The sequence below is a fragment of the Pseudoalteromonas neustonica genome, assembly GCF_001653135.1.
Taxonomy (GTDB): Bacteria; Pseudomonadota; Gammaproteobacteria; order Enterobacterales; family Alteromonadaceae; genus Pseudoalteromonas; species Pseudoalteromonas neustonica.
The window spans coordinates 159,912-184,167 of sequence record NZ_BDDS01000002.1; the positions used below are offsets into that span (position 1 = coordinate 159,912).

At 39.9% G+C, this 24,256-nt stretch carries 21 protein-coding genes; 13 read left to right on the forward strand and 8 right to left on the reverse strand.

Annotation, left to right across the window (positions count from 1 at the left end):
- Positions 1 to 63: 63 nt before the first annotated feature.
- The 6 genes from glk (at position 64) to A7967_RS04005 (ending at position 7,427) form a co-directional block, all read left to right on the forward strand.
- The gene (gene glk / locus A7967_RS03980; RefSeq protein WP_054204671.1) at positions 64 to 1,062 is read left to right on the forward strand and encodes a glucokinase; all 999 of its coding nucleotides are present in this window, start codon (positions 64 to 66) and stop codon (positions 1,060 to 1,062) included.
- Positions 1,063 to 1,097: 35 nt separating this feature from the next.
- A complete protein-coding gene (locus tag A7967_RS03985; protein ID WP_054204670.1) occupies positions 1,098 to 2,111 on the forward strand; it encodes a LacI family DNA-binding transcriptional regulator in 1,014 nt (337 codons plus the stop codon).
- Between the two features lie 548 nt (positions 2,112 to 2,659).
- Positions 2,660 to 4,510, forward strand: a complete 1,851-nt coding sequence (gene edd, locus A7967_RS03990) for a phosphogluconate dehydratase (protein WP_054204669.1) — start codon at positions 2,660 to 2,662, stop codon at positions 4,508 to 4,510.
- A 32-nt stretch (positions 4,511 to 4,542) separates the two neighbouring features.
- Positions 4,543 to 5,163 (forward strand): bifunctional 4-hydroxy-2-oxoglutarate aldolase/2-dehydro-3-deoxy-phosphogluconate aldolase, encoded by a 621-nt coding sequence (locus tag A7967_RS03995; protein ID WP_054204668.1) that lies wholly within the window; start codon positions 4,543 to 4,545, stop codon positions 5,161 to 5,163.
- 17 nt (positions 5,164 to 5,180) lie between these two features.
- Complete coding sequence (gene gap / locus A7967_RS04000) at positions 5,181 to 6,185, forward strand: type I glyceraldehyde-3-phosphate dehydrogenase (RefSeq protein WP_054204667.1); 1,005 nt, start codon at positions 5,181 to 5,183, stop codon at positions 6,183 to 6,185.
- 117 nt (positions 6,186 to 6,302) lie between these two features.
- Positions 6,303 to 7,427 (forward strand): sterol desaturase family protein, encoded by a 1,125-nt coding sequence (locus A7967_RS04005; protein WP_054204666.1) that lies wholly within the window; start codon positions 6,303 to 6,305, stop codon positions 7,425 to 7,427.
- Between the two features lie 412 nt (positions 7,428 to 7,839).
- On the opposite strand, the gene A7967_RS04010 is transcribed toward A7967_RS04005, so the two are convergent.
- Positions 7,840 to 8,910 (reverse strand): DUF3083 family protein, encoded by a 1,071-nt coding sequence (locus A7967_RS04010; RefSeq protein WP_054204665.1) that lies wholly within the window; start codon positions 8,908 to 8,910, stop codon positions 7,840 to 7,842.
- A 250-nt stretch (positions 8,911 to 9,160) separates the two neighbouring features.
- Here A7967_RS04010 and glnS point away from each other — a divergent pair, with 250 nt between their 5' ends.
- Positions 9,161 to 10,825: a glutamine--tRNA ligase gene (glnS, locus tag A7967_RS04015; RefSeq protein WP_064435397.1), complete on the forward strand. Its 1,665-nt coding sequence runs from the start codon at positions 9,161 to 9,163 to the stop codon at positions 10,823 to 10,825.
- A gap of 72 nt (positions 10,826 to 10,897) precedes the next feature.
- Here glnS and fur read toward each other — a convergent pair whose 3' ends face one another.
- From fur to A7967_RS04040, 5 genes are all read right to left on the reverse strand, one after another.
- A complete protein-coding gene (gene fur, locus A7967_RS04020) occupies positions 10,898 to 11,338 on the reverse strand; it encodes a ferric iron uptake transcriptional regulator (RefSeq protein WP_054204663.1) in 441 nt (146 codons plus the stop codon).
- Between the two features lie 185 nt (positions 11,339 to 11,523).
- Positions 11,524 to 12,051: a flavodoxin FldA gene (fldA, locus tag A7967_RS04025; RefSeq protein ID WP_054204662.1), complete on the reverse strand. Its 528-nt coding sequence runs from the start codon at positions 12,049 to 12,051 to the stop codon at positions 11,524 to 11,526.
- A 14-nt stretch (positions 12,052 to 12,065) separates the two neighbouring features.
- Positions 12,066 to 12,344 carry a LexA regulated protein gene (ybfE, locus tag A7967_RS04030; RefSeq protein WP_054204661.1) on the reverse strand — a complete coding sequence of 93 codons (279 nt, stop codon included), beginning with the start codon at positions 12,342 to 12,344 and terminating at the stop codon, positions 12,066 to 12,068.
- Between the two features lie 2 nt (positions 12,345 to 12,346).
- Entirely contained in the window at positions 12,347 to 12,568 is a 222-nt protein-coding gene (locus A7967_RS04035) for a DUF2788 domain-containing protein (protein ID WP_054204660.1), read from the reverse strand.
- Positions 12,569 to 12,664: 96 nt separating this feature from the next.
- Complete coding sequence (locus A7967_RS04040; RefSeq protein WP_054204659.1) at positions 12,665 to 13,432, reverse strand: alpha/beta fold hydrolase; 768 nt, start codon at positions 13,430 to 13,432, stop codon at positions 12,665 to 12,667.
- Positions 13,433 to 13,561: 129 nt separating this feature from the next.
- Here A7967_RS04040 and seqA point away from each other — a divergent pair, with 129 nt between their 5' ends.
- The 6 genes from seqA to A7967_RS04070 all read left to right on the forward strand — a co-directional run bounded on the left by seqA (position 13,562) and on the right by A7967_RS04070 (position 21,166).
- Positions 13,562 to 14,161: a replication initiation negative regulator SeqA gene (seqA, locus tag A7967_RS04045; protein ID WP_054204658.1), complete on the forward strand. Its 600-nt coding sequence runs from the start codon at positions 13,562 to 13,564 to the stop codon at positions 14,159 to 14,161.
- Between the two features lie 11 nt (positions 14,162 to 14,172).
- Positions 14,173 to 15,810, forward strand: coding sequence for a phosphoglucomutase (alpha-D-glucose-1,6-bisphosphate-dependent) (pgm, locus tag A7967_RS04050; RefSeq protein WP_054204657.1), 1,638 nt, complete (start codon positions 14,173 to 14,175; stop codon positions 15,808 to 15,810).
- A gap of 257 nt (positions 15,811 to 16,067) precedes the next feature.
- On the forward strand, positions 16,068 to 17,120 hold the full coding sequence (astE, locus tag A7967_RS04055) for a succinylglutamate desuccinylase (protein WP_054453049.1): 1,053 nt from the start codon (positions 16,068 to 16,070) through the stop codon (positions 17,118 to 17,120).
- Between the two features lie 262 nt (positions 17,121 to 17,382).
- The gene (locus A7967_RS04060) at positions 17,383 to 18,597 is read left to right on the forward strand and encodes a thiamine pyrophosphate-dependent dehydrogenase E1 component subunit alpha (protein WP_054204655.1); all 1,215 of its coding nucleotides are present in this window, start codon (positions 17,383 to 17,385) and stop codon (positions 18,595 to 18,597) included.
- The gene (locus A7967_RS04065; RefSeq protein ID WP_054204654.1) at positions 18,597 to 19,574 is read left to right on the forward strand and encodes an alpha-ketoacid dehydrogenase subunit beta; all 978 of its coding nucleotides are present in this window, start codon (positions 18,597 to 18,599) and stop codon (positions 19,572 to 19,574) included. The genes A7967_RS04060 and A7967_RS04065 overlap by 1 nt, the downstream gene beginning before the upstream one ends.
- An 8-nt stretch (positions 19,575 to 19,582) precedes the next feature.
- A complete protein-coding gene (locus A7967_RS04070; RefSeq protein ID WP_054204653.1) occupies positions 19,583 to 21,166 on the forward strand; it encodes a dihydrolipoyllysine-residue acetyltransferase in 1,584 nt (527 codons plus the stop codon).
- Between the two features lie 157 nt (positions 21,167 to 21,323).
- On the opposite strand, the gene A7967_RS04075 is transcribed toward A7967_RS04070, so the two are convergent.
- Positions 21,324 to 22,490, reverse strand: coding sequence for a putative manganese transporter (locus A7967_RS04075; protein ID WP_054204652.1), 1,167 nt, complete (start codon positions 22,488 to 22,490; stop codon positions 21,324 to 21,326).
- Between the two features lie 69 nt (positions 22,491 to 22,559).
- Positions 22,560 to 24,185: a M28 family metallopeptidase gene (locus A7967_RS04080; protein ID WP_054204651.1), complete on the reverse strand. Its 1,626-nt coding sequence runs from the start codon at positions 24,183 to 24,185 to the stop codon at positions 22,560 to 22,562.
- Positions 24,186 to 24,256: the final 71 nt, after the last annotated feature.

Consider the following 24,256-nt stretch of genomic DNA (forward strand, 5'->3'; position numbering starts at 1 on the left):
AATAACAACAATAAGCATGATTATCGTTAAGTCTATAAACTGCTTAGACAAAGGAAAAACACGATGGACTCCAAGCCTAGTTCAAAATTCGATCCTATCTTAGTGGCCGATATTGGTGGCACTAATGCTCGTTTTGCTCTAATAACAGCTTTTAACCTACAAAAAAAACAATTTGTTGTTGAGTATAATATTACCTTTGCGAGTGCGGACTTTGGCTCTTTAGAAGATGCATTAACGCATTACCTATCTCAAGTTAGCCATATTAAACCAATTCGCGCTTGTTTAGCTGTCGCAGGTCCAATCAAAACAGGCCAAGTACACTTAACTAATTTAGGTTGGCACTTTAGTGTTGAGCAAGTTAAAACAGCATTTGAATTTACACAACTTGAAGTGATCAACGACTTTGCCGCTTTTGCTTATGCAGCTCCTTATTTAGATCCTCAACAAAATATTGCAGTTAAACCAGGGCAAGCAGATACTGATGCGAATATTGCAGTAATGGGACCTGGTACGGGCTTTGGCGCAGCATGTTTAGTTCGCTCAGGGCAAGGTAGTGCAGTACTTAGTTGTGAAGCTGGGCATATTACGCTTGCATCAGTGAATGACCTAGATACTCAATTGATCATTGAGTTACGCAAGCAGTTAGCGCATGTATCGATAGAGACAGTATTTTCAGGCCCTGGTATTAGTCATTTATATCAAGCAATGGCGGCTGTAAAAGGCGTGGATGCCAAAAACTTAACCGCAGCTCAAATTAGTGAACTTGCAACTACTGGAGAGTGTGCAGTGTGCGAGGCAACACTGGATCAGTTTTGCGATTGGGTTGGAAGTGTAGCAGGTGACTTGGCATTAACATTTGGCGCGCTTGGTGGTGTGTTTATCGGTGGTGGTATTTTGCCTCGTATGCAAGCCCGTTTATTAGCTAGTCGTTTTGTTGAGCGTTTTGCAGCTAAAGGCATCATGTCACAGTATGTGAGTCAAATACCGGTGACATTAGTCACTCAAGATAATATTCCACTTATTGGTGCCGCAGCCTGTTTGCACACTAATGGGCAATCATAATACATCGCAAATAGGGATGTTATTGGGAAGTCTGGATGAAGAAAGTTACAATAAATAGTGTTGCAAGTTATGCTGGTGTATCTAAAAAAACGGTATCTCGTGTTTTAAATAATGAGCCAAATGTAAGTGATGCAACCCGTGAAAAAGTTCTTAAAGTGTTTAAAGAGCTAGATTACACACCAAATCCAATTGCCCGTGGCTTGGCACAAAATCGCAGTTTTATAATTGGTTGTATTTACGATAACCCAAGTAAAAGTTATATCACGCGAGTACAAACCGGTGCATTAGCTGCATGTAAAGAGAACAACTATAATTTACTGATCCACCCATGTGATTTACGTGGTGATGCATTGATAAATAATATAGAGCAGTTACTGCAGTCATCGCGACTTGATGGTTTAGTGTTAACCCCGCCGTTTTCAGACTTTCAAGTGTTAGTTGATTTTCTTAAAAGTAAAAATATCCCGTATGCACGGGTAGCATCAGCGGTGCTTGATGATGATTCAATTTCTGTACGCAGCAACGATGAGCAAGGTGCGTTTGAGATCACTGAACATTTAATTAAACTCGGGCATAAGGCAATCGCGTTTATTAAAGGTCACCCAGATCACAGTGCGACAGAGCAGCGTTTTAAAGGATACTTAAGGGCGCTTAGCACGCATGATATTACGTTTAATGAACGTTTGGTTGAAGAAGGTAACTTTAGTTATCACTCAGGCGTTGACAGTGCTCGTAGCATTTTAGATTCAACCCCAAGACCAACAGCTGTCTTTGCTTCTAATGATTACATGGCTGCAGCTGTACTCAAATTAGCAACGCAACGTCAATTAAAAGTGCCAGACGACATTTCGATTGCAGGGTTTGATAACGCCCCCATTGCGCGGCATATATGGCCAGGATTGACCACAATAGCGCAGCCTGTGGAAGAAATGACTAAGCAAGCAGTGACTAAATTAATTGAGCATATTGGTGAACCACAAGAGAATGCATACCAGATCACTCTAGAAGCACGTTTGATCACCCGAGAATCTACAGCACACGTTAAATAACCACTTTTCACAGTTGCCCGAGCATGAGTGACGCTTGATCGGGCGCTTTTTTATTTAGTTCACAAAAGTACTTTATTGAAAGTGGCTAAATTGATTTTTTGTTAACACCCCCCTCATTGCTGCTCTGTAGTATATGACGCTACGGTATCGATTCGCTTTTTGATAGAACTGTTAGTCTGCAAACATGCCACTTAATCTAATAGTAATGTGTTTCATTTCATTTGTTGTTCAAAATTAATCCATACACATACCCAAGCCACCTCAAGATGCGAGTTCTGCATATTGAGGTGGCTTGGATATGTATTTTTCACGGTCATTATTTGGTCATGTTAAATAATTAAACTAAATTTAAGGGATAAGGTTGACACCGGTGTCATAGTCATGCGTTAATACAGTGACACCGGTGTCAGGTTGATTGTGAGAGACAACCTGACAACGTTATACCTTTGAACGGGTAAATCAAAGATGCTCAGTGCAAGTACATTCGTGGAGTATGCCCTTGCCACTGAGCCTTTATCCTCTAACCATAGAGATGGGTCGAATTTTTTATGTTGCATCCTCGTATTCAAGAAGTCACCGAACGCGTTATTGAACGCAGTAAAGCTACTCGCCAAGCCTATATAGCACGTATAAACCATGCAAAAAAACAAACAAGAGTCCGTTCTGGTTTAGGTTGTGGCAATATAGCCCATGTAATTGCTGCATGTAGTAGCGATGATAAAGCGCGCTTAAAAGCTGATGAACAGCCAAATTTAGCAATTATCAATTCATACAATGATATGTTGTCTGCGCATGTTCCATATAAAGATTATCCAGATTTAATTAAAAGCATTGCAACAAAGTACGATGCAACGGCACAAGTTGCCGGTGGCGTACCAGCTATGTGTGATGGTGTAACTCAAGGTCGTGATGGCATGGAGTTATCGCTTTTTTCACGTGATGTAATAGCGATGTCTACCGCGATTTCATTATCTCACGATGTGTTTGATGGCGTATTTTGCCTAGGTGTATGTGACAAAATTGTCCCCGGTTTATTGATTGGCGCTTTATCGTTTGGCCATTTACCAGTGTACTTTATGCCTGCAGGGCCGATGCAGTCAGGTATTCCAAATAAAGAAAAAGCACGAATTCGCCAAAAATTTGCACAAGGTCTAGTTAGCCGTGAAGAACTATTAGAAGCCGAAAGCGCGTCATACCACAGTGCGGGGACTTGTACGTTCTACGGTACTGCTAACAGTAATCAAATGTTAATGGAGATTATGGGCCTGCACCTTCCAGGTAGCTCATTTATCAACCCATACACTGAGCTGCGCGATGGTTTAACCGGTAATGCAGTAGAAACCATGCTCAAACAATTAATTCAAAGCAAAGATGCTAATTGTTTAGCAGATGTAGTGACTGAAAAGACCATTATTAATGGTCTAGTTGGCTTGCTTTCAACGGGCGGCTCTACCAATCACGCGATCCACTTAGTAGCTATTGCAAAAGCAGCGGGTGTTGAATTGACATGGAAAGACATGTCTGATTTATCAGAAGTTGTACCATTGTTAACGCGTATTTATCCAAATGGTTCTGCTGATGTAAATCATTTCCAAGCAGCGGGCGGCATGGGTTTCCTTATGAGAGAACTTGTTAGCGCAGGGTTTTTACACAATGATGTGAAAACGATTGTCGGTGAAGGACTTGAAGCGTATACGCAAGAGCCGCGTTTAGACACTGATCACAACTTAATTATGAGTAGTGCAACAGGTCCAAGTAAAGTGAAGTGGATACCGTGTCCAGAAAACTCACTAGACGAAGACGTATTGCGCCCAGTTAATAATCCTTTTAGCAAGCAAGGTGGCTTACAGCTACTTACTGGCAACTTAGGTAAAGCGGTGATTAAAGTATCTGCAGTAGCTGTAGAGCATCAAGTTGTAACCGCGCCGGCAAAAGTATTTGCATCACAAAGTGCCTTACAAGAAGCGTACTCACGCGGTGAGTTAAACCAAGATTTTATTGCTGTTCTAAAAGAGCAAGGCCCGAAAGCGAAAGGCATGCCAGAGCTGCACAAGTTAACGCCGGTAATGGCAACCTTGCAAGATGAAGGTTACAAAGTAGCGATTGTTACAGATGGCCGAATGTCAGGTGCTTCAGGTAAAGTTCCTGCTGCAATTCACTTGGCGCCAGAGGCTGTTGAAGGAGGCATTATTGCTAAGATTCACGAAGGCGATTTAATCACTCTCGATGCACCAGCGGGTATATTAAAAGTACATGTAAGCGATGAAGAATTAGAAAAACGAGAACTACAACTAAGTGAAGCAAGCTTAACATTTGGTACAGGTCGTGAATTGTTCACCGGATTTAGAAACATTGTAAGTAGCGCAGACTTAGGCGCTAGCGCCTTTGGAATAGAATAATAATTCGCCAGACTGGGTATGAGGATCAAACAATGAGTATAGAAAAAATATTAGCATCGGCACCCGTAGTGCCAGTAGTGGTAATCGAAAAATTAGAAGATGCGGCACCACTAGCTCGTGCACTTTATAACGGTGGCTTAAAAGCTCTTGAAATTACTTTACGTACGCCTATTGCTGCTGAAGCTGTAAAGCTTATGAAAGCCGAAGTACCAGAGGCTTATGTTGGTACAGGCACCGTGGTTGACAAAGCAAGCTTTGATGCATCAGTTGCCGCAGGCGCTGACTTTATGGTGAGCCCTGGTGTAAATGATGAGTTACTTGCACTTGCGAAAGAATCAGACATTCCATTTTTACCGGGCGCCGCAACGCCAAGTGAAGTAATGAAATTAGCAAGCCATGGTTTTAAGTTTTTAAAGTTCTTCCCAGCAGAAGCTGCGGGCGGTACTGCCATGCTCAAATCAATTGGCGGTCCATTGCCACACGTTACATTTTGTCCAACTGGCGGAATTAGCCTTACAACAGCACCTAAGTATTTAGCGCTAAGCAATGTAATTTGTGTGGGTGGTACGTGGATGCTAGATAAAAAACTAATTGAAAATAAAGACTGGCAAGCCATTGAAGCGCTTGCTCGCCAAGCAAGTGAAATTAAATAATTAAAGGGGAATTTTAAATGATTAATGTAGCAATTAATGGCTATGGCCGTATCGGTCGCAATGTTTTACGTGCACTGTATGAGTCTGCACAAAATAACGAAATTAAAATTGTCGCAATTAACGATTTGGCACCCGCTAATGTTAATGCACATTTAACGCAATATGATTCAGTGCATGGCCAATTCTCTCATAAAGTTACGCTTGCAGATAACACAATGCTGATTGGTGATGACGTTATCACTTTAACGCAAGAGCGTGACCCAGCTAACTTACCGTGGAAAGCACTAAACGTTGATATCGTTTTAGAATGCACGGGTTTTTTCACTAAGCGTGAAGATGCAGCAAAGCATATTACAGCCGGTGCGAAAAAAGTAATTGTTTCAGCGCCTGGTACTAACTTAGACGCAACGGTAGTTCACGGTGTAAATAGCGACGTAATTAACGCTGATAGCAACATCATTTCAAATGCATCGTGTACGACTAACTGTTTAGCGCCAATTGCAAAAGCAATTAACGATACAGTAGGTATCGAGCAAGGTAGCATGACGACAATTCATGCTTATACAAATGATCAAAACTTATCTGACGTGTACCACCCTGATTTATACCGTGCTCGTAGTGCAACACAATCTATGATCCCGACTAAAACAGGTGCAGCAGCAGCCGTTGGTTTAGTATTACCAGAACTTGCTGGTAAACTTGACGGTATGTCAGTACGTGTACCAACAATCAATGTATCAGTCGTTGATTTTACGTTTATTACTAAGCGCGATACAACAACTGAAGAAATCAACGAAATAATGAAAGCCGCTTCTGTTGGTTCAATGAAAGATATTTTACAATACAACGAGCTACCGCTTGTTTCTATCGACTTTAACCATAACCCAGCGTCGTCTATCTTTGATGCAACGCAAACTAAAGCTAATGGCAAATTAGTTAAAGTTATGGCTTGGTATGATAACGAATGGGGTTTCTCAAACCGCATGTTAGACCAAGTTAAAGCGCTAGGTCAGTACTTGTAATAAGTACTCTTTAATAGTTTAGCTTTATCCAACAAAGCCGCGAATATCGCGGCTTTTTTGTATCTGGCATTAGGGAATAATATGGTATTCTTGCGTTAGTTATAAAAGGAATTACTGATGATCAATACTCTAAAAGCCTATCTTTTTCGTACTAATCACCTGCAAATTGGTGAAGGTAATATTAGTGGTTACATCGCGTGTTTTTTAGCGATGCTTTCATGCTTAGGTGTGCTGGCTTTTCATTTCCCTGAATATTTAACAACGCCAGAATTGCGACAAAACTACAGCGTAGAATTCTTACGGCAATTAATGTTTGGCGCACTTTTATTAGCTGGGAGTTTGGGGCTACTCAACTTTATCCGCAATAAAAATAAACGCTTAGGTGCAACTGCATGGTTATTTGTTATTTTGGCAATTGCATTTGGTGGCCCTAATGTAGAAGTCACTAATTTTTCTGATAACACGCCCTATATTGGACTCGATTGGTTTATTTTAGATTTACTTGGTTCTACTTTGATTTTCATTCTTATTGAAAAATTATTTCCGCATCGTAAAGAACAAAAAATATTACGTAGTGAATGGCGGGGCGACTTAAATCACTTTTTTGTAAATCACCTTATTATTGGTTTTGTATTATTGGTTACTAATCACTTTGTCCATTATGGCTTTGGCTGGGCTGTTTCGACTACATTACAAAATTATATCGATCAATTACCGTTTATATTGCAAGTGGTACTAATTATATTAGTTGCTGATCTAATGCAGTATTTTGTGCATCGTGCTTATCACGAAGTGCCTTTTTTATGGCGTTTTCATGGTATTCATCACAGTGCAAAAGAAATGGATTGGCTAGCCGGTTCTCGTCAGCATATATTAGAGATATTAGTAACGCGCAGTTTAGTACTGACGCCTATTTTTGTATTAGGCTTTTCACAACAGGTGATCAGTCTTTATGTGATTATAGTTGGCTTTCAGGCTGTATTTAATCATGCGAATGTACAGGTTAAATTTGGCTGGTTGAAATATTTAGTTGTTACCCCACAGTTTCATCATTGGCATCATGCTTCAGATAAAGCTGCGATTGACCGCAATTATGCTGCCCACTTTTCATTTTTAGATTATGTGTTTGGTACAGCTGTTAAGGGGCAAAATGAATGGCCAAAGGCTTATGGAGTAGTTGGCGATTATGTACCTAATGGCATGTTAAAGCAGCAGCTATTTCCATTTAAAAAACAAAAATAGTCGTACCCCTTTGATGTCCTTAAACCAACAAATAAATACCCAAGCCACCTCAAGATGCAAAATTCAGCGTTCCACAGGGGCTTAATATTAAGGCGTTACTTTGCAATAATGGTCGTCCCTTTAAAGAAGTAACAACGTAGAAAGTAAGCCCCTGTGAAACGCCCAACGGGTTGGTTTAAAAACGATTTATACTGCGTTATTGATTTTAACAAGGGAGCAACCATTATTTGCAATCAATGCCTTGTCTAAATCGCTTTTAACTCCAACTGAAACTCGCATTTTGAGGTGGCTTGGGTATAGTAAAGCTTAAAATTAGAAGTGGTTCATATAATTCAATAGCTAAAACCATATTAAAAAAGTGCGGGGATCACGCACTTTTTGTATTTAGTTTTATGTAGAGTGACTATTACAATTATTCAAAGTAACTAATGTGTTGGAAAAAACGTACGGTAATATCTTGGCGTTCTTTATTTATTGCTAAGGGTTCTACCATTGCTCGAATAACACTTTCGACATGATTCATAAAACGACCATGGCCAATACCTTGCTCATCATTTTCGCTTGCAACAATCACAAAATGCATGGTCTCAACTAACTTGTCTGATTGCCAGTAGTGGCTGTATTGTTCAATATCGTCACCTGTTGCAAAGCTGAGTTTTTGCAGTTCTGAGTTACCGTCATTAGTATCAATTTTACTGTTTCTAACGATTGGAGTGGTCCCATTGGCAATCATTGATACAAGGTTTAAATTTTTAGCCGTACATTCTTTAATAAATGCATCATAAAACTGCTGATAAAATTCATTTAGCGTTGGCTTATTTAATAAGTGCTGAAATTGAGTTTTTATAGTGCGGGTAATGGGTATCGCAAATGTTGCGTAGGTCATTTCGTTATGTTTGCTTGGCAGCGAGCAGTGACGGCTTTGATAGCGCTGGTGCAAGCCTCGTAGTTTATAACCGTAACTTTCTTTAGAACCTTTTGCTTTGGCAAATAAATCGTATGTTAAATGCTGGTGGTCGCGCACTTTGATTTGGGCTTCCCCTTCAAGCAATGTATTTTGCAGTGTATTTAATACTTTTTTTACTTTGGTGTGGAATATAGCTGCATTTGATCGCAGCTCATCACCGGTTGCTAAAAATAGAAACCTAATCTTTTTGCTCGGTATTTCGCTATTGTTAAAGCATTTATGGGCTTCGTGATAGCGGGGGTTGTAAAAAAACAAAATTTGTTTTTTTGTTTGTAAATAGTAAGCCTCTTCATGAAACCTGACGACGGGTAGTTTATCATTAGCAATCAAGTGTACATTGTGTAATTCATATTCATCACACAAGGCAAATAGTTGGCGGGTTAAACGTTCATAGCACTGTTCGGTATGTGTAAAGCGCGCATAAAAATTATCACTTGGTTTAAATTCAGCAAGAATATATTGGTTAGCCCTTGCAGTCGTTGGAATATAGACGCGGTTTTGTGAAAGTGAAGCCATTAATTTTCCCTAATAAAGTATGCTTTAATTACGCTACAGTAGCGTAATTGAATGACTATTTTATTGCGCTGGAACAAAAAAAATCGTATTGAGGGATATAATTATGCACAGGGTGCCTTTAGAACCTTGTATTTCTTATTAACGCCACAATATGTAGTAAACACGCCTACTTATTGCTGTATGTTAAGGTTTGTTTTTGTAATAATGCAGTAGTTTTGTCACCACGCAATATTCAGAGGATTATACTCCTATGGCGGAAATAGAGAATCGCCCAAGTAATTTTATTAGAACCCGAATTAATGACGATTTAGCATCAGGAAAACACGCATCTACGCATACACGTTTTCCACCGGAGCCAAATGGTTTTTTACACATTGGTCATGCTAAGTCAATTTGTTTAAATTTTGGTATAGCGCAAGATTACAGCGGTAAATGTAACTTACGTTTTGATGATACTAATCCAGAAAAAGAAGACATTAACTACGTACATTCTATTCAAGAAGACGTAAAGTGGTTAGGGTTTACCTGGGATGGTGAAATTAATTACTCATCAAATTACTTTGACGCATTGTACGGGTATGCGGTTGAGTTGATTGAGAAAGGCTTAGCGTATGTTTGCTTTTTATCACCAGAGCAAGCACGCGAATATCGCGGAACGTTAAAGGAGGCAGGTAAAAATAGCCCAACACGCGATACATCACCACAAGAGAATCTTGCGTTATTTGAAAAAATGCGTGCAGGTGAATTTAAAGAAGGTGAGTGTGTACTGCGTGCCAAAATTGACATGGCCAGCTCGTTCATGGTTTTGCGTGATCCGATTATTTATCGTGTTCGTTTTGCACATCATCACCAAACAGCGGATAAGTGGTGTATTTATCCAATGTACGACTTTACGCATTGTATTTCTGATGCGTTAGAAGGTATTACACATTCGTTATGTACGCTTGAGTTCCAAGATAATCGTCGTTTGTATGACTGGGTTTTAGACAATATTAGCCTTGAATGTCATCCACAACAGATTGAATTCTCTCGATTAAACCTTGAATACACGATTATGTCTAAGCGTAAGCTTAATGACTTAGTCGTCAATGGCCATGTTGAAGGTTGGGATGACCCTCGTATGCCAACAATTGCAGGTCTTCGTCGACGTGGTTATACGGCGGGTTCAATCCGAGAGTTTTGTACGCGTATAGGTGTAACTAAACAAGAAAACATGATTGAAATGGGCATGTTAGAGGCCTGTATCCGTGAAGATCTTAATGAAAATGCACCACGTGCAATGGCTGTACTTGATCCAATTAAAGTTGTTATTGAAAATTACGCATCGGATACGGTTGAAACATTATCTGTTGCAAATCATCCTAATAATGAAGAGATGGGACGTCGCGATGTGCCGTTCACACGTGAAATTTATATTGAGCGTGAAGATTTCCGTGAAGAAGCGAACAACAAGTTTAAGCGCTTAGTGCTTGATAAAGAAGTCCGTTTACGCGGTGCATATGTGATTAAAGCAGAACGTGTTGAAAAAAATGAAAATGGTGAAGTTACAACGATTTTCTGTAGTTATGACCCTGAAACACTTGGTAAAAACCCAAGTGATGGCCGTAAGGTTAAAGGTGTTATTCATTGGGTATCAGCAAGTGAAGCATTAACGGCTGAAGTACGTTTGTATGATCGTTTATTTAATGTACCAAACCCTGCAGCGGCAGAGGATTTTGCTACAACATTAAATCCTGATTCACTTATTGTATTGCCTAATGCAAAATTAGAACCATCGCTTGCAAATGCAGAACCTGCACAAGGGTTCCAGTTTGAGCGAACAGGTTATTTTAGTCGAGATACAAAATCAAAGAGCATCGTTTTTAACCAAACCGTTGGCCTTCGTGATTCGTGGACTAAAACAGAGCAGAAGTAATTCTGCTCGCGATTTAGCATCAGAAATAAAAAAACCTGCCAATGAGCAGGTTTTTTTATTTAACCGATAAAATTATTGGTTATCAGAGAACGCTTTACAGGCTGCAGTGTCTGTACACTCACCGTAAAGGTAAAGAGAATGGTTAGTAAGCTTGATACCATTTTCTTCTGATATTTCAAGCTGACGACGTTCAATCATCTCATCTTCAAACTCAATTACTTTACCGCATTTTAAACAAACAAGGTGGTCGTGGTGTGTGCTACCCGAAAGTTCAAATACTGACTTTCCGCCTTCAAAATGGTGGCGTGAAACAATACCAGCGTCATCAAATTGGTTAAGTACGCGGTATACAGTCGCTAAACCAATTTCTTCACCTAAGTCCAAAAGAATTTTGTAAACATCTTCAGCGCTGATGTGTTGGTTATCTGGAGATTGTAAAATCTCTAAAATTTTAATACGCGGTAAAGTAACTTTTAAACCGGCTTTTTTTAATTCCAAGTTGTGATCAGTCATTAAATCTGTCTCAATTTTATTTGGTTATACTAGACATCTTATAAAGATGTGCACGACACATTAGCAATAAATAGGATAACGCGCTATGCGATGAAGTGCAAAGAACAATTCAAAGAAACGTTCCTAAAAGCTTAAACGCTAACCAAAATATAGAAATTTAATAGGTCAGCGTCTAGTGGTTGCTATTAGTCAGCAAGTTCGCTTAAACACATCTCTTCAAAAATTTGTGCAGACCACGCTTTAACGCGTTGTTCTGTTAGTTCAGGTTGACGATCTTCATCAATACCTAAGCCAACAAAGTGCTTGTCGTCAGCCATGCCTTTAGATGCTTCAAAGTCGTAGCCCTCAGTTGGCCAATGTCCAACAACAATTGCGCCACGCTCAGACACAATATCATTGATCATACCCATGGCATCGAGGAAGTATTCTGCATAATCTTCTTGGTCTCCACAACCAAAAATAGCAACTAGCTTGCCATCAAAATCAACTTCTTCTAGCTCAGGAAAAAAATCATCCCAGTCACATTGCGCTTCACCGTAATACCAAGTCGGGATGCCAAATAAGATTAAGTCAAATTCTGCGATCTCTTCTTTTGAGCTTTTAGCAATGTCGTGCACAGCAACTAATTTTTTACCCAATTCTTTTTGGATCATTTTAGCTACGTGTTCTGTGTTACCTGTATCACTTCCGAAAAAAATACCTACACTTGCCATGGATTTAAAACCTTTTATCTATCAATAGCCAATCTTTCTTGTAAAATTGTTTCAATCAGCGCACTACGGCTAATATTTTGTGCATCGGCCATATCACTTAATGCTTGATACAGCTGTGACGAAACTTTAAATTCTACACGCTTTAAACCGCGTGCTTTGTCTCTTTTTATTTGATTACGTTTATTAACCTTTAACTGCATTTCCCTTGGAAGGGGATTCGTTTTAGGCCTACCTGGACGTTTCTCGTATTCAAATAAATCGAGCGTTGTTCTATCAGTCTCTGACTTTGCCATGCTTAACCAACACCCGCACCTTGCCAAAAAACTTGAATAAGTCCTTTTGCAATAAACCCTGAACAACCTAAAAAGAGTACAAGCCACACTACATAACGACCAAACTTAGGTACATTACCTTTTTTTAGTACATCTTGAATAGCCATACCGATAAAAAAGAACACACCGGCTAAGCCAAAATACAACCCTAGGGTATCAAATTCGTTAATTAACTGACTGACCATCAACGTATAACCTTTAAATTAAACGGCGCGTACTATAGCATAAAAAAAACCAATAATTTAGTAGCTGCAGCCAAAATTACGTGATTAAATTTTAACTTAATTAACCATTAAAAAATCAGTAATTGATTTATTAACCGCATGTGGTTTTTGTGCATGCAACCAATGCCCCGCGCCATGAATGATTTTTGCTTTAGCATTTTTAAATCGTGCTGTTATGGCAGCTCGGTATTGCGGCAATATATAGTCAGAGTCATTACCTTTAATAAATAAAGTATCGCATAAACAAGAATCATTATCTTCTAAATCTGTTAGAATATTACTATATTTTTGACTCAATGTTGGTAAATTAAAGCGCCACTGGTATTGACCCGATTCATTTTTAGCTAAACTTTTCAGTAAAAATTGCCTAACACCCAGCTCAGGGATAAACGCTTGCATGATTTGGTCGGCGTGTTTTCTGTCGGTGATTTGATGTGTTGCTACAGTGTTTAACGCAGTGAAAATATCATCATGGCGGCTTTGGTAAGCCACGGGGGCAATATCAAGCACAACGAGTTTATTGACCACGCAGGGGGTACTTAATGCGATTTGCATTGCTACTTTACCGCCCATAGAGTGGCCAACGAGGTGAGTTGTATTAATATTTAAATGGGTCATCAATCGTAAAACATCGTTTGCCATGCTAGGGTAATCCATGACTTCACTATGGGGTGATCGTCCGTGATTGCGCAAGTCAATATTCGTTACTGTGAAGTTATCACTTAATGCATTGGCTATCACATTTAAGTTTTCGAGCGAACCAAATAGCCCATGAATCAAAACGACATCAGGCCCGTGTCCAGATTGTTTATAATTTAATAGCATGACATTCTCCAATAAAAGAGCGCGTAGTTTGCCTAGTGAAATAACAAATTGCAAAACATAGAGAATTAAATCAGGTTTGGGTATAATGCATTGGAATGAAAAAATGTGACCCGTAACGACAGGAAGAACATGAAAAAAATTGACATAGACGACGAGTTATATCAATACATTGCGAGCAATACGCAGAGCATTGGTGAAAGCGCATCCACTATTTTACGTCGTTTATTAAACCTCAACGGTGAAACAGTCTCAACGGCGAATAGTGAGCCGGAACTATCAGTTGCTCCCACAAAACAATCAACTAACAACGAATCACAAGCAGATAAAAGTGATCTACAAGCGCTTAAAAAAACACAAAGCAGTGCGACTGTCACACAAATGACTCAGCAAAACGCTAATGTTTTTAATATTCTAAATAAAGAAGAGTTAGCGATGCAAAAAGGTGTTGTTGGACGTTTTCTATTTATTTTGTCTGCTTTGCATCGAACGCATAAGGCTAATTTTTCAGCCGTTCTGGATGTACAAGGGCGTGATCGCGTTTATTTTGCAACCAGTAAAGAAGCGCTCGTTAACAGTGGAAGTAGTATGAATCCAAAAAATATCACTGACAGTGAATATTGGGTAATGACTAATTCAAATACAACACGTAAAAAAATGATGTTACACGAAGTGGCACTTGGCTTAGGTTACAGTGCTGAACAAGCCGAAAAAATTCGAGACTACCTATAAAAGGACATGTAATGGCGATTCATTCCGGTGCCGGGAAACCTGCAACACAATCTGATTTAGTGAACGTACCAAAATTAGTATCAGCTTATTATTTAAATGAGCCTGATTTAGAACAAAACCCTGAGCATTGTGTTGCTTTTGGTACATCTGGACACCGTGGCTGTTCATATGATGTGAAGTTTAATGAATCTCATATTCTCGCCATTACACAAGCGATTTGTGATTATCGCAAACAGAACAATATTTTTGGTCCACTTTTCTTAGGTAAAGATACACACGCTTTAAGTGAAGCAGCTTATAACTCAGCTATTGAAGTATTAGTTGCTAATGAAGTGCAAGTTATTACACAAGAGAATGACGATTTTACACCAACGCCAGTTATCAGCCATGCAGTTGTGTGTCATAACAAATTACACCCTAATGAATTAGCAGATGGGATTGTTGTTACGCCTTCGCATAACCCACCAGAAGATGGCGGCTTTAAATACAACCCACCCAATGGCGGTCCTGCGGATACCGATGTAACCAAATGGATTGAAGACAGAGCTAATCAACTTTTATTAGAAGATTTAGTTGAAGTAGAGCTTTTTCCGTTTGCTAAGGCTGCACGTTCTGGTTTTATTAAATATCAAGATTTAATGACGCCTTATATCGATGATTTAATCAATGTGGTTGATGTAGAAGCGATATCAAAAGCAAAAATTAAAATAGGTATTGATCCACTTGGCGGCTCGGGTATTAATTTTTGGCCCGTGATTGCTGAGAAATTCAATTTAGACCTAACGGTTGTAAATGACAACGTTGATCCACGTTTTGCGTTTATGCCACTTGATAAAGATGGCAAAATTCGTATGGATTGTTCGTCGCCTTACGCAATGGCAAACCTAATTGCACTCAAAGATGACTTTGATCTTAGCATTGGTAATGACCCTGATTATGACCGTCACGGTATTGTAACCCCTGATGGTTTAATGAACCCGAATCACTTTTTAGCTGTAGCGATCGACTATTTATTAAATCATCGTAAGTGGTCTAAAGAAGTTCAAATTGGTAAAACACTTGTATCAAGCGCTATGATTGACCGTGTCGTTGCTCGTAATAACCGTCAGGTGCAAGAAGTACCCGTTGGTTTTAAATGGTTTGTAGAAGGCCTAAGTACTGGTACTTTAGCATTCGGTGGTGAAGAAAGTGCAGGGGCGTCGTTCCTACGTTTTGATGGTTCAGTATGGAATACCGATAAAGACGGTTTTATTATGGGCTTATTAGCGGCTGAAATTTTAGCTGTGACAGGCAAAACACCCTCTACACGTTACAAAGAACTTGAGCAAGAGTTTGGGGCTCCTTTATATAAACGTATTGATGCACCAGCAAGTACAGCGCAAAAAGATCGACTTAAAGCGCTCAGTGCAAAAGACGTCACCGCAGATACACTTGCGGGTGAGCCTATTTTACAAAAACTAACCCATGCCCCAGGTAACAATGCTGCAATTGGTGGTTTAAAAGTGGTGACAGAAAATGGTTGGTTTGCTGCTCGACCGTCAGGCACGGAAGATATTTATAAAATCTACCTTGAATCATTCAAGGGTGAAGAGCATTTAGCATTACTTGAAAAGGAAGCTAAAAAGCTGGTTGATTCAGTGATTAGCTAACTGATATACCCAAACCGTCTCAAGATGCAGAGCTTGGCGTTTTCACAGGCGTTTATTATCAATACGTTACTTTGCAATAATGGCTGTCCCTTTTGATAGTCCTTTTGATAAGTAACAACAATGAAAGGAACGTCTGTGAAACGTCCAACTGAACCTCATATATTGAGGTGGCTTGGGTATAATACATTATTAAAACGGCTGATTTAATCAGCCGTTTTTGTTTCTCATTCACACAATAAAATAAAGGCTTTAAAAGTATGTCAGCCAATTTAAGTTACTTAAATGAATTAAAACAAAATGGTGATTTTTTAACGCTCAGTCGTAACAATGAATGGCACTTAGATGCCAGTACTTTTACGTTGGATAACGGTACAGCAGTAACGGTGCATGATACGGGGGTTATAGAGTTCCAACCAAAAGGCATCACTACGAAAGATGTGGTACTTTCGAGTGCAATCCATGGCAACGAAACCGCGCCAATTGAAATCTGCGATGAATTAATTAAGCGGATCATTAGCGGCGATTTGCAATTAGCACAACGCGCTTTGTTTATTTTTGGTAACCCGCAATCAATCAATATTGGCAAACGCTTTATAGGTGAAAACCTTAACCGTTTATTTAATGGTCATCATACAGTTGAAGGTGTACCAATGAATAATGAGCGTGTCAGAGCTGCGAAACTTGAACAATACGTCAGTGATTTTTATTATCGTGGCTCGCAAGTAAGTCAGCGATGCCATTATGACTTACACACGGCAATACGTGGCTCAAAAAACGATAAGTTTGCAGTCTATCCTTTTTTACATGGCAAACCATGGAAGAAAGCGCAATTACAATTTTTGCTTAGCTGCGGTGTAAATACAGTCCTTATGATGAAATCAGCCGCGACGACCTTTAGCTATTATTCATCTTTTGTGCATGGCGCTGATTCGTTTACAGTTGAACTTGGGCAGGTCAAGCCTTTTGGCGAAAATGATATGAGTCGCTTTGAAAAAACAAAGCAAACACTCACTGCATTAATTAGCCAAAAAGAAGTGATTTATAAAGAATTTGATGCAAGTGATTTTGAACTGTTTTCAGTTCATCGTTCAATTAATCGGACCGAACACGTATTTTCGTTTCCATTTTCCGATGACGCCGAGAATTTTACTGGTTTTGCTAAAGGTGAATTACTCGCAACCGATGGTCAGACCTGTTATTACGCTGAAGTCGATGGTGAGGCAATTATATTTCCAAATGCTGATGTAGCCCTTGGTCAGCGTGCATTGTTAACCGTAATACCATTAAAAAACACAGATAATATTATTTAATAAATTGTATTAACCAACCAAAATAAAGAGTTAACTATATGATTTTAAATTTTTAATTTGAATGTATAGTTAACTTTCCAGCCCAACTCTCGCCAATTAACTTTGTTTCGTCTATGATTAGTTGAATAACGCTTTACGTTAACGTAAGGTGTCGGTAGCTTTAATTTAAATACAGTGCAGTTTCTGCAAAGTTTATCCTGTAGGTCACATCCAATAATAACAAGTGACTTGCACTGTTTTCGACAACAAAAGAAGGTAGGTTATGAGTAATCCAAATAACGTATCGGTGAATATTAGTCATGATCTTGCATTTATTGATGGTCATGCGCTGAATATTCCGACCGTAAGCATCTTAAATGAGGACGGCGATATTCACACAGGGGCTACCGCACCTGATATTGATGAAAGTACGGCGCTGCGATTATATGAAACTATGCGTTTTATTCGTGCATTAGATGAACGAATGCAAGCAGCTCAACGTCAAGGCCGCGTTAGTTTTTATATGCAATGCTTGGGTGAAGAAGCAGCCGTCACTGCATCGGCGGCGGCACTGGACCAAGACGATATGATCATGGCGCAATACCGTGAACAAGCGGCATTGCATTATCGTGGTTTTACACTTGACCAGTTTATGAATCAAATGTTTTCAAATGAATTGGATTTAGGTAAAGGACGTCAAATGCCTATCCATTATGGTTCAAACGCCCTCAATTATATGACTATCTCATCACCGTTGGGTACCCAAATACCGCAAGCAACGGGTTATGCATACGGACAAAAAATCAAACATATCGATGCAAAAACGGGTGAGTTAAATAGCACAATTGATAATGTCACTATCTGCTATTTTGGTGAAGGTGCTGCATCCGAAGGTGATTTTCATGCCGGCTTAAATATGGCTGCAGTACATAAATCTCCTGTGATATTTTTTGCTCGAAATAACGGCTATGCGATTTCGACGCCTGCGGATGAACAATTTAAAGGTGATGGTATTGCATCTCGCGGTGTAGGTTACGGTATTAAGACCATTCGTGTTGATGGCGCTGATGCTTTAGCTGTTTATGCGGCAACCAAAAAAGCACGCGAAATTGCCACTAAAACAGGTGAGCCTGTATTGATAGAATCAATTGCTTATCGCTTAGGTGCGCACTCTACATCAGATGATCCTAGTGGTTATCGCTCTAAAGATGAAGAAGCAAACTTTCAATCTTGCCCAATTGAGCGCTTTCGTAAATGGCTCATTAAGAAAAATTGGCTTAATGATGAGGAAGACACCAAAGCCAAAGAGCAAATACGAGAAGATATTCTTGCGGCATTAAAGCGTGCTGAAGTGGTTGCTAAACCCGCTTTAGAAGAGCTTGTCTCAGATGTATATGATACGCCAATTCCTTCGTTACAACGCCAGTATGAACAATTGAAAACGCATATTAAGCAACACCCAGATGCCTACCCAGTCACTGCAGGGAGAATTAAATAATGCCTAAAATGAATATGTTACATGCAATTAATTCAGCCCTTGATATTACAATGGCCGAACATCCTCAAGCATGTATTTTTGGTGAAGATGTAGGGTATTTTGGCGGTGTGTTTCGTGCGACCTCGGGATTACAAGAAAAATATGGTTCACACCGAGTCTTCAACACACCACTAACAGAGCAGGGGATCATGGGGTTTGCCAATGGTCTCGCTGCATTTGGTGCACCAGCACTGGCCGAAATTCAGTTTGCAGATTATATCTTTCCTGCGTTTGACCAAATTGTAAATGAATCCGCAAAGTTTCGTTATCGCAGTGGTAATGAATTCGACGTTGGTAACTTAACGATTCGTACTCCTTACGGCGGTGGTATTGCGGGAGGGTTATATCATTCACAATCACCAGAGGCGTATTTTGCACACACGCCAGGCCTTAAAATAGTGGTTCCTCGTAACCCTTATCAAGCCAAAGGGTTACTACGAGCATCGATTAAAGATGATAACCCGGTTATTTTCTTTGAGCCTAAGCGTTTATATCGGGCGTCAACGGGTGAGGTGCCAGAAGAAGATTACAGCATTGAACTGGGTAAAGCAGAAGTGGTCACGCAAGGTACTGATGTAACACTGCTTGCTTGGGGTGCACAGATGGAAATCATCGAAGATGCAGCTAAACGAGCAAGTGAACAAGGGATCAGCTGTGAGGTGATTGATTTACGTAGTATTTTGCCGTGGGATATGGAAACGATTGCTGAGTCTGTTACTAAAACAGGCCGCTTAGTGGTCAGCCATGAAGCGCCAATCACGAATGGCTTTGGTGCTGAAATAGCGGCAACAATTCAGCAAGAATGTTTCTTACATTTAGAATCACCCATCTTACGTGTGTGCGGCTTAGATACACCGTATCCATTAGCGCTTGAAAAAGAGTATGTGCCGGATGCGTTGAAAGTACTTGCTGCAATCAAGCAATCGGTCGAATTTTAGGAGTTATCATGGCAAAAGATTTTATTTTACCGGATATCGGTGAAGGCATAGTTGAATGTGAAGTGGTTGAATGGCTTGTTGCTGAAGGTGACACTGTGGCTGAAGATCAACCAATCTGTGATGTGATGACTGATAAAGCATTAGTTCAAATTCCAGCGGTTCATGATGGTGTGATCAGCAAACTATATTACGCCAAAGGCGATATTGCACTTGTGCATGCGCCACTTTTTGCGATGGATGTGGCGGGTGATATTCCTTTACCGGTGGTTGAATCAGCCGTTAATGTTGAAGCCGACACACCTGCCGTTACAAGCGATGAACAACTTGAAGACTTTATTCTCCCCGATATTGGTGAAGGTATTGTTGAATGTGAAATTGTTGAATGGCTGGTAAGTGAAGGGGATAAGATAGAAGAAGATCAGGCTGTGTGTGATGTAATGACAGATAAAGCATTAGTCCAAATTCCGGCTAAATACACAGGTACCGTTGTTAAATTATTTTATGCCAAAGGTGATGTGGCACAAGTGCACAGCCCGTTATTTCAAATGTCGATTGCAGGTACGCAAGCAAACGTTGTTGATATAAATGACGCTTTAGTAAAAGCACAAACAAAAGCCGTTGAACAAAAGCCGATTGAATCAGAAAATAAAGTAGTTTCTGCACCAGTAATTAATAAAAAAGCGGTGGCTTCTCCAGCAGTGCGTCGTAAAGCTCGTGAACTTGATGTTGACTTAACAACAGTGCCAGGCAGCGGTAAAAATGGCCGTATTTATAAAGAAGATATAGCGCAATTTATCAAAAGTGAAGTACCAAATAGTATTGATACGTCACCGTTACAACCCGCAGCTGATAAGAGTACGAGTAAAAACCCAGCAAATGGCACAGGTGGTTCTCGCGTTGAACCAATTAAAGGCATTAAAGCGGCAATGGCGAAGCAGATGGTTGCCTCTGTTACAACTATCCCGCACTTTACTTTTTGCGATGAAATTGACTTAACAAATTTAATCGCACTGCGCAGCGATCTCAAAGAGCAGTATAAGCAGCAAGGCGTTAAGCTGACTATGATGCCGTTTTTCATTAAAGCTTTATCATTGGCAATGAAAGAGTTTCCGGTTTTAAACTCTAAAGTAAATGATGATTGCACTGAACTCACCTATTTTGACGATCACAATATTGGTATGGCTGTGGACTCAAAAATTGGTTTACTGGTACCAAATATTAAACAATGCCAAAGTAAAAGTATTGTTGAGGTTGCTAATGAGGTGTCTCGCTTAACAGATTCAGCCCGAGAAGGGCGTGTTAGTCCGGATGATCTCAAAGGTGGCACGATTAGCATTTCTAATATTGGTGCGCTTGGGGGCACAATTGCAACACCGATTATTAATAAACCAGAAGTCGCCATTGTTGCATTAGGTAAATTACAGCACTTACCACGTTTTGATGGACAAGGGCAGGTGATATCCGCAGCAATCATGCAAGTAAGCTGGTCTGGCGATCATAGAGTAATTGATGGCGGGACAATCGCACGATTTAATAACCTATGGAAATCATATTTAGAAAGCCCAGCTAAAATGATGATGGCAATGAGTTAATTACATTACTTTGATACGTTCAAATAAAAGCTCAGCAATTGCTGAGCTTTTTTATTGCCAATAAAACGCTTGTCTACGGCTCTATTGATGCAGGAACAATTGTTAATAAACACATTAGGCTAAATTTTCTTGTTTATCTGCCTGTGTATCAACGATTTTAAACCCCATAAAAATATAGACCATACCCAACAAACATCGCTGGTATTGCTGAATAAGCTGTTGCAACTAATGCCGCACGCGGTGCCATCGCTATTGCAGGGAATAGGGCATCACCGTCATTAGAGATTGCATTAGCCGCTAACGCACTAAAAGGAATAATACCTTGTATATAAAGTGTCGTTACCACGATTTGTGGCCCACAGCCTGGTAAAAAGCCAATTGCTACAGCTATTAAAGGAGCTAAGTAAGCATAGTGGGTAAACCATGCTTTAAGATCAACCCCTGCAAAGGTCACTAAAAGTTCAAATAGCATAAATGATGCGACAACCCAAGCTGTTACAAAGTGGGTATCTTGAAGCACTTTATATAATTTAGACGGCGGGTTGATTGTTTCCTCCTCAGACGTGATCTCTTGATAGCTTTGCCCTTTTGAAGATAATGCCCAAGTAGTAACAGCAAGTAACGCCATTACAGCACCAAATACAGTGATTGAATCTGCAAGGGTGTTATTAATAGCGTTAAAGTCTGTATTTAACGCTATTAATACAGCAATGATCACGCTGGGTATAAGAATTATTTGCCATACCGACTTACTGAAAATAATTGCTCTACTAGGACTGTTTAAGCAGTCATCGCAAAAGTCATTTTTTTCTGGACGAAGATAATCTTTGTCATGAAAAGCATTCACTAAAGACCCACTAATAACGCCAACGCTAAGGCCGATAGCCATAATAAGTAGACCTTCGATGGGTTTTGTTGCTAAGAGTAAAAACGCAGCGTCACCCATGGTTGCGGTGAGCACTGCCACAACAGAGCCAAAGCTGGCTTGCCCTTTAGTGAATTGCGTTACAACAATAATGGCCCCACCGCAGCCGGGTAAGGCTCCTAAAAATGATGCAAAGCTTACCTCGAGTAAAGGAGATTTTTGGCTCAAATAGCCCAACTCTAACTGTGGAAGCCGATCAATGGCGTAATAGTAAATAAATAATGTGGCGGCAACAAATACACTAACCTGAAAAAAAGCATCGCTCATTGAGGCTAATGTAATATCTCTAATAGGGGGATAAGCTAAGCAACATAATAATAAAAACGGCAATAATAAACGTTTGTTATTAACAAAAAGTGTCGCGGGCAGAGCGATTTTTGGTAGTGTGTGAGAGAACATAAGTGCAACCTAAAAACTGTATAGGTTGCACTTTAGATTTAAATTAAATGAAAATCAATATCATTTACATTATTTTCTTTGAAATTCTGAATTTTCATTCCATGTTGGCCATTCGCTTTGCTGTGAAATATCAAAACCTACTTGATAAAATAACTGTAAGTCTTGCACTGCGCCAGATAAATTCCACTCATCACGGTATCTGTCGCAAGGTTGATGGTAGCAACCTCTTAGTACTAAGCTCATACGCTTGCGATAATTAGCCGTTTCTTCATCAAATGCTTCGCTTCCGCCACCGGCATACATTGCAGGTACACCCATATTAGCAAAAGCAAAATGATCAGAGCGATAGTAACCACCTGATGACGGTTTAGGATCACCAGATACGGTTCTATTTTGTGCTTTAGCAGCTGTAGCAAGCAACGTGTCCATTTGCGACTTACCAATACCAACCACGCTGATATCTTTTACTTTACCAAGTAAATTTAGGCTATCCATGTTGATATTTGCAACTGTTTTATCTGCAGGGATAACTGGGTTTGCTGCATAGTATTTTGAACCAAGTAAACCTTGCTCTTCTGCTGTAACGGCTAAAAAGGTCATAGAGCGCTTAGGGTTAACAGGTAAAGTTGCAAATGCTTCAGCTACTTCAATCATACCACCAGTACCCGTGGCATTATCGTGAGCACCGTTATATATTTGATCGCCTTTACGGTTTTTATCTGTGCCTAAGTGATCCCAATGCGCTGAATAAATAATATGTTCATCCGCCAGTTCACTGCCAGGTAACGTCGCAATAAAGTTATACGAAATAGATTTTTTAATCGTGTTTTTAATCGCAACCGAAGCGGTTAAATCACCCATATCTACGTTGTAAGCACCTTTAGCTGCATTGCTTTTGACAGTGTTAAAGTCTAGACCCGCTTTATTAAATAGCTCTTTAGCAACATCAGTTGTCACCCAGCCTTCTACAGCAACTCTGTCCATATTGTTGTTTTCTTTTTGAAAACCAAACTGCTCGCCACTCCAAGAATTTTCAACAACAGACCACGGGTATGAAGCTGGCGCTGTTTCATGGATAATGATTGCACCAGCAGCCCCTTGGCGACTCGCTTCTTCGTATTTGTAAGTCCAACGGCCATAGTAGGTCATTGCATCGCCAGTAAAAAGAGTAGGATCTTTAGTCGCAAAGCCCGGATCGTTTACTAGCATAACCACGGTCTTACCTTTAACATCAATGCCCGCGTAATCATTCCAGTTGTATTCAGGCGCATTTACACCATAACCCACAAACACAAGTTCGGAATCTTTAATAGCTTGGCTTTGACTAATGCGGCTACTGCCCATTACCATGTCTTTTTTATATTGATAGTCTTTACCGCCAATACTTAAAACCATGTTTGAGTCAGCTTCAAGAGAGACTAAAGGCACTTCTTGTAAAAAGCTATTACCGTTACCCGGCTTATAACCCAACTTTGTAAATTGTTCAGTGAGGTATGCAAGCGTTAGCTCTTCACCTTTTGACGATGGAGCGCGTCCACCAAACTCATCAGATGCTAATACTTTAATATGCTCGGCTAATTGCACATCATTAATCGAGTTATAGCCTTTAGTAACATCATCAGAGGTAAGACTTGTTGTTGCACATCCTGCAAGTACAGCAGTTGCTAGAAGTGTAAGAGAAAAATAACGTTTCATAGTCGCTCTTTTTTTGTTTTAAGTGAGTCTAGTATAAGAACTTCTGTTAAAGAGAACCAGTTTTTGCGGTA